This window comes from Mycobacterium sp. IDUB_37 (assembly GCF_055419245.1).
Genome location: NZ_JBVAXG010000014.1, coordinates 153,260 through 160,867 on the forward strand (window position 1 = coordinate 153,260; position 7,608 = coordinate 160,867).

Annotated in this window: 1 protein-coding gene; it reads left to right on the top strand. The window is 73.0% G+C overall.

Annotated features, from left to right (window positions below):
• Window positions 1-310: 310 nt before the first annotated feature.
• Window positions 311-7,608 (top strand): PE family protein (locus ACZY1I_RS30580; RefSeq protein ID WP_463761232.1); only part of this gene is annotated, 7,298 nt, incomplete at its 3' end.

Here is a 7,608-nt window from a genome sequence, read left to right on the forward strand (position 1 = left end):
GCGGCTTCAGCGCACTGACCAGCAGCAAGCTTTTTGGTGCTGGCGGAACATGAACTCCGGTTGGCGAGACCGCCTGTTAAGCACATGTTCAATACTGATTCCGTTTGACACCTTGAGTCACATTTCGGACTAACCGCGTGCGGTACAAGCGTACGCACAAAGACTTTTTGGATTAACTACTAGGTTTTTGGCGGAGATATTATTTGTTTTTACGGGTTTCGAGTTATCTTCGTACCGGCTTTGCCAAATTAACATGACCCGTGGTGATTTCGCGATTCTTGGGTCCTGTCCGATAAACGAACGGGTTTGCATGTCGTATTTGATCGCAGCACCAGATGTGCTAATTGGAGCGGCTTCAGAATTGGCGGGCCTCGGTTCGTCAATCGAGACGGCCAACGCGACTGCGGCCGCTGCGACCACCAGCCTGGTGGCCGCAGCTCAGGACGAAGTGTCAACGGCTATTGCGGCCCTGTTCGGCACTCACGGTCTCGCGTATCAGGACATCAGCGCACAAGCCGGGGCGTTTCACAGTCGGTTCCAGCAGTACTTGATCGCGGGGGCCGGCCAATACGCCCTTGCCGAGACGGCCAACGCGGCGCCTTTGGAAGCTATCGGACAGGCCGTCGCGGGTGTGCTCAATGCGCCCAGTTACGCACTGTTCGGGCGGCCATTTGTCGGCGATGGCGCAAACGGCACTGCACCCGGCCAAGCCGGTGGGGCCGGTGGATTGCTGTACGGCAACGGTGGTGCCGGCGCGGGCGGTGCGACCGGGCAAGCCGGCGGGACTGGTGGCAGCGCAGGACTAATCGGCAACGGCGGTGTCGGTGGAGCCGGTGGCTTCTCGGCGGTCGGCAGCGGGGGTTCCGGCGGTGCGGGCGGCGCTGGCGGATGGTTGTACGGCAGCGGTGGTGCCGGTGGTTTGGGCGGCGGCAGCACGAGTGGATTCGGATTCGGCGGCTCTGGCGGAGCGGGTGGCCGTGCGTGGCTCTTCGGCGCCGGCGGCATCGGTGGCGCCGGAGGTGCCGGCGCCAACGGTGGAACGGGCGCGGCAGGTGGCGGCGGCGGTTACCTATACGGCGACGGTGGCGCCGGTGGTGCGGGTGGGGCGAACAACAGTGCCGCTGGAATTGGTGGAACCGGCGGCGCTGGCGGGAATGCCTGGCTGTTGAGCGCGGGTGGGGCCGGTGGCGCCGGCGGAGCCGGCCCGGCGCTCGGCGGACAAGGCGGGCTGGGCGGCCATGGCGGTCATGGCGGTCTGCTGGCAGGCGCGGCCGGGGCAGGTGGCGCGGGCGGGACCGGTGGCGTCGGTGGTACCGGCGGCATGGGTGGTGACTCCGGCTTGCTGTCCGGCGCTTCGGGTGGCGCCGGCGGAACCGGCGGGCAGGGCAATACCGGCGCGGGCGGATTTGGTGGCACCGGCGGTGGAGGCGGGCTATACGGCACCGGTGGGGCCGGTGGCACGGGTGGTACGGCCGCGACACAAGGCGGAACCGGCGGGTTGGGCGGCAGTGCCGGATTTCTGTTCGGCACGGGTGGTACCGGCGGTAGTGGTGGAGGCAGCGGTGCAGGGTTCGGCGGCGGCGACGGCGGTGGCGGCGGCGCAGCCGGATGGTTGTACGGCAACGGTGGCGTCGGCGGCAACGGCAGCAACGGCGGGGCAGGCATCACAGGTGTCTCTGGTGGCCATGGCGGCAACGGTGGAGCCGGCGGTCGCGGTGGTCTGCTGTTTAGCGACGGCGGCAACGGTGGCAATGGCGGCATCGGGGGACGCGGCGGTACCGGGCTCCAAGGCAATAACGGTGCCGACGGGACCTTCCCCAGTGGTAACGGCGGGACCGGTGGCGACGGCGGGCTCGGTGCGACCGGCGGCAACGGTGGCCACGGCGGCGCCGCCGGCCAGGGCGGACTGCTGTTCGGCGAGAACGGCATCGTCGGGCGCGGTGGCGCGGGCGGGGACGGCGGCACGGGTGGGCTCGCCGGCAACGGTGGCAATGGTGCGGCAGGCAATGCGGCCAGCCCGCACGGTGGTAATGGCGGTAACGGTGGCAACAACAACGGTGTCGGTGGTGCCGGTGGCCAGGGCGGATCAGGCTCGGTCGGCGGCGCCACGGGCAAGACTGGCACCACGGTCGTCGGAGCGGGCGGAAACGGCGGCAACGGCGGCGCAGGCTACGACGCCGCCGGCGGCAGTGTTGCCGGCGCGACCGGCGGTAACGGCGGCAGTGGCGGTAACGGCGGCAACTACGGCAACGGCGGGGTCGGCGGAGCTGGCGGCAACGGTGCGTCCGGTAAAGCCGGCACCAGCGGAGTCAATCCCGGCGATAGTGGCACGACTGGCTCTGCCGGAGGATCGGGCGGTAACGGTGGCGTCGGCGGCAACAGCGGTTCGCTTGCCGGCAACAGCGGCGCCGGCGGTACCGGTGGTATCGGCGGAACCGGCGGAACCGGTGGGTCCGGTGTCACTGGCAAAGATGGAGCGGTTGCCGGACAGACGGGAACGGCCGGCGGTGACGGCGGCAACGGTGGTGTCGGTGGCACCGGTGGAACGGGCGGGCAGGCAGGCAGCGTCCTCAGCAAGAGCGGCAGCTCCGCCGCAGACGGCTCCGGCGGAGCTGGCGGTCAAGGTGGTAGCGCGGGCAAGGCCGGCGACGGTGGCCGCGGCGCCGATGGCGACGCCGGCTACCTGGACGGCAGCAGTGGCGGTGCGGGCGGCAACGCCGGACTGGCTGGGTCTGGCGGTAAGGGTGGCACCAATGGCAGCGGCGTCGGCACCGGCGCCGATGGCGCAGCCGGGATCGGCCTCAACGGCGGCGACGGCGGCGACGGCGGTGACGGTGCCGCTGGTAAGGCCGGCACCGACGGTTTGGGCGCAGGCGCCAGCGGAACAAGCGGCTTCGGTGGCGGCAAGGGTGGTGACGGTGGAGTCGGCGGTGCGGCCGGCGGCGTAGGCACCCAAGGCGGCACTGGTGGCACCGGTGGTCAAGGTGGCGACGGCGGTACCGGCGGCAGCGGTGTTGACGGCACCAACGGGTCGGCGACCGCAACCGTCGGCGGATCAGGTACTTCCGGCGGTAACGCAGGTTCTGGTGGTGCTGCCGGCAGCGGCGGCGCGGGCGGTGCCGCGGGTTCGGCTGGTGTCAATGGCGGCGCCGCCGGTAGCGCGGGCGACGGAGGCGCGGGCGGCAAAGGTGGCGCCGCAGGCGTGGCAGGTAAGGGCGGCACGGGCGCCGATGGCGCCAGTGGCACGGTCAACGGCGGTCAGGGCTACTCCGGAGGCAATGGCGCAGACGGCGGACAGGGCGGCAGCGGCGGCACCGGCGGCACGGGCGGGCTCGCCGGCACCGGGGCCGGCGGCAAGGCCGGAGCTGATGGCTCCGGTGGAGCGGCCAGTGACGGCGGCGGCGGTGGCGCTGCCGGCAAGGGCGGTTCGGGCGTCAACGGCAGCGACGGTGTGGCCGGAATCAACAACGGCGCTGGTGTCGCCGGCGGTGACGGCGGCGCAGGCGGTACCGGGGGCAACGGGGGTGCCGGCGGCACCGGCGGTGCTGCCGGGGGTGTCGGCGCAAGCGCCGGTAAGGACGGCCTCGGCGGGCTTGGTGGCAATGGCGGCGGTGCCGGCACAGCCGGTGCTGGCGGTCGCGGAGCCGACGGCACCGCCGCGTTTGTCGACGGCGGGTCCGGTGGTGCGGGCGGTAACGCGGGCGCGGTCGGTGTGGGCGGCAATGGCGGAGCCAACGGCGGGATTGGCGGCGGCACGGCCGCGGCCGGCCTCGTTGGTTCGGGCGCCAACGGTGGAATCGGTGGAAACGGTGGTCACGGCGCGGCCGGGACAGCAGGCAACAATGCCATCAATGTGGGCGGCAGCGGCACCAACGGTCTTGCCGGCGGCGCGGGTGGAGATGGCGGCGCGGGCGGTAAAGCCAGCGGCACCAGCACCTTCGGCGGTGACGGTGGCTCCGGTGGTGTCGGTGGCGCCGGCGGTAAGGGTGGCTCAGGGCTCGACGGCAATAACGGGGTTGCCGGGGTCGACCAATATGGCACCGGCGCGGGCGGCGGTCAGGCCGGCGGTAGCGCTGGCGGTGGTGGTGACGGCGGGGCCGGCGGCAAAGGTGGTGCAGCCGGCAATGGCGCCACCGACGGCAAGTCCGGAAGTGGTGGTTCGGCAGGTAACGGTGGCGACGCCGGCGTTGCGGGCAAGGGTGGTTTAGGCGCCAACGGCGCAGGTGGCGTGGTCGGGGTCAACAATGGCTCGGGCTATGCCGGTGGTGATGGTGGTGCCGGCGGCAGCGGCGCCAATGGCGGTAACGGTGGCGCCGGCGGCCAGGCCGGTACAGGTACCGGAGGTACAGCCGGCAAGGACGGTAACGGCGGGACGGCCAGCAATGGCGCCGCTGGTGGTGCGGCCGGCAAGGGTGGCGCCGGCGCTGCCGGCCCCAACGGTGTGGCCGGAGTCAACAACGGCGCAGGTCTAGCCGGTGGCGACGGTGGCATGGGCGGCAAGGGCGGTGCTGGCGGTTCCGGCGGCACTGGCGGTAGTGCCGGCGGCGGCACGGCCACGGCGGGTGCCGATGGTAAGGGCGCGGTAGGTGGCCAGGGCGGGAACGCAGGCACGGCGGGGCAGGGTGGCCGCGGCGCGGACGGCACCAGCACCTTCCTCGATGGCGGTGCAGGTGGTGCCGGCGGTGACGCCGGCGGAGTCGGTGCCGGTGGCGCTGGTGGCGCCAATGGCCCGTCCATCGGCGGCAAGGCCGCCGACGGGGTCAACGGTGTGGGCGCTGACGGCGCGAAGGGTGGAGACGGCGGCAACGGCATCGTCGGCAAGGCCGGCAACGACGGGGTTAGCGCCGGCAACAGTGGCACCAATGGCTTCGCCGGCGGTAGCGGTGGTGAAGGAGGCGCCGGCGGTAACGCCAGTGGGCCCGGCACCCGAGCGGGTGACGGTGGTGCCGGAGGTAGTGGTGGCGACGGAGGCAAGGGCGGGAGCGGTGTCGACGGACGCGACGGTCTCGAAACTCAGGGCATCGGTGGCGCCGGCCAGGCTGGCGGTGACGCCGGAAGCGGTGGTGACGGCGGGTCCGGCGGTAAGGGTGGCGCTGCCGGTACCGGTGCAGTCGCCGGAAACGCCGGCAACGGCGGCGCCGCTGGCAACGGTGGCGATGCTGGCGTTGCAGGCAAGGGCGGCCTAGGGGCCCAGGGCCAGGACGGTGTTTCCCAGGTCAGCAACAACGGTTACGCCGGTGGAGACGGCGGCGCCGGAGGCAAGGGCGGCGACGGCGGCAAGGGTGGTGTCGGCGGCGCTGCTGGCGGTCTCGGCGCAACCGCGGGTATCGACGGCAACGGCGGGTCAGCGAGCAGCGGTGGTGCAGGCGGTGCCGCAGGTGCCGGTGGCGCCGGGCTTGACGGCTTCAACGGCATTGCCGGAACCAACAACGGTGCAGGTTTGGCTGGCGGCGACGGTGGTGGCGGCGGTAAGGGTGGCGCTGGTGGTGCCGGCGGTACCGGTGGCAAAGCCGGTGGAGGCAGCGGCAGCGTTGGCACGGACGGCCTCGGTGGGGTTGGCGGTGCTGGCGGCGACGCAGGCACGGCCGGCGACGGCGGTCAGGGCGCCGATGCCGTGGGGAACGTGATCGATGGCGGCGCAGGCGGGAAGGGCGGCAGCGCCGGCACGATCGGCGTCGGCGGTGTCGGTGGAGCCAACGGAGGCACGGGCGGCGGGTCTGGCCTATCCGGCTCCAATGGCCTGGGTGCTGATGGCGGGGCGGGTGGTGTCGGCGGCAACGGCCTGGCCGGCACGGCAGGCACCAGCGGCGTCAATGCGGGTGAGAGCGGCACCGCTGGCTCTGCGGGCGGTAAGGGTGGCGACGGTGGTGCTGGTGGCAACGCCAGCGGTGTCGGAACCAAGGCCGGTGACGGTGGTGCCGGCGGTATCGGCGGTGCCGGCGGTAAGGGCGGTTCGGGTGTCGACGGCAGCAACGGCATCGCGACCGTCGGTGCTGGCGGCAATGGCCAAGCCGGCGGTAACGCCGGTGCCGGCGCTGATGGCGGTGCGGGCGGTAAGGGCGGCGCTGCCGGCGGCATCGGCGACATCGCCGGCAAGTCCGGTGATGGTGGTGCGGCCGGCAACGGTGGCGCGGCCGGCATTGCGGGCAAGGGCGGCCTCGGCGCCACCGGCGCTAGCGGTCTCGCTGGTGTCAACGGCGGCGACGGCTACCTCGGTGGCGATGGCGGCGCCGGTGGTAACGGTGCCAGCGGCGGCAACGGTGGCAACGGCGGCGCAGCCGGCGGGATCGGCGCGAACGCCGGGGCCAACGGCAACGGTGGCGCGGCCAGCGCCGGTGGTTTCGGCGGAGCAGCGGGCAAGGGTGGCGCCGGTATTGATGGCGCCGCCGGTGTCGCCGGGGTCAATGCCGGTGCAGGTGTGGCCGGCGGCGATGGTGGGGCCGGCGGCAAGGGTGGCGCTGGTGGTACCGGTGGAACCGGCGGTAACGCAGGAACCGGCGGAACTGGCGGCATTGCGGGTGCTGACGCTAAGGGCGGCGACGGTGGGCTCGGTGGCAGCGCCGGCACCGCCGGAGTCGGTGGCCGGGGCGCCGACGGCGTCACCGGCGCGATTGATGGCGGGGCCGGCGGCCTGGGTGGTAACGCCGGAGCGATCGGTACCGGTGGGGCCGGCGGCGCGGGCGCGGGTGGCACTGGCACCAGCGCGGCCAACGGTCTCGGCGCCAACGGTGGCGCGGGCGGCGCCGGCGGCAACGGCCTAGCCGGCACGGCAGGCACCAGCGGCGTCAATGCGGGTGAGAGCGGCACTGCTGGCTCTGCGGGCGGTAAGGGTGGCGACGGTGGTGCTGGTGGCAACGCCAGCGGTGTCGGTACCAAGGCCGGTGACGGTGGTGCCGGCGGTATCGGCGGTGCCGGCGGTAGGGGCGGTTCGGGTGTCGATGGCAGCAACGGCATCGCGACCGTCGGTGCTGGCGGCAATGGGCAGGCTGGCGGTAACGCCGGTGCGGGCGCTGATGGTGGCGCCGGGGGTAAGGGCGGCGCTGCCGGCAGTATCGGCGACATCGCCGGCAAGGCTGGTGATGGTGGTGCGGCCGGTAACGGTGGCGCGGCCGGCATTGCGGGCAAGGGCGGCCTCGGCGCAGCTGGCGCTGCCGGTCTTGCGGGTGTCAACGGCGGCGACGGCTATCTCGGCGGCGACGGCGGCGCCGGTGGCAATGGCGCCAGCGGCGGCAACGGTGGCAACGGCGGCGCAGCCGGCGGAGTTGGCGCGAACGCCGGGGCCAACGGCAACGGTGGCGCAGCCACCGCCGGCGGTATCGGCGGAGCAGCAGGCCACGGCGGAGCAGGCGTCAACGGCACCAGCGGCGTCGCCGGGGTCAATGCCGGCGCAGGTGTGGCCGGCGGCGACGGCGGTGCCGGCGGAAAGGGTGGCGCTGGTGGAACCGGCGGAACCGGCGGTAACGCAGGCACCGGCGGCGTTGGAGGCACTGCGGGTGCGGACGCCAAGGGCGGCGACGGCGGCCTGGGCGGTAACGCCGGCACCGCAGGCACCGGCGGCCGCGGCGCCGACGGAATCGTCGGCTTCATCGACGGCGGGGCCGGCGGGCT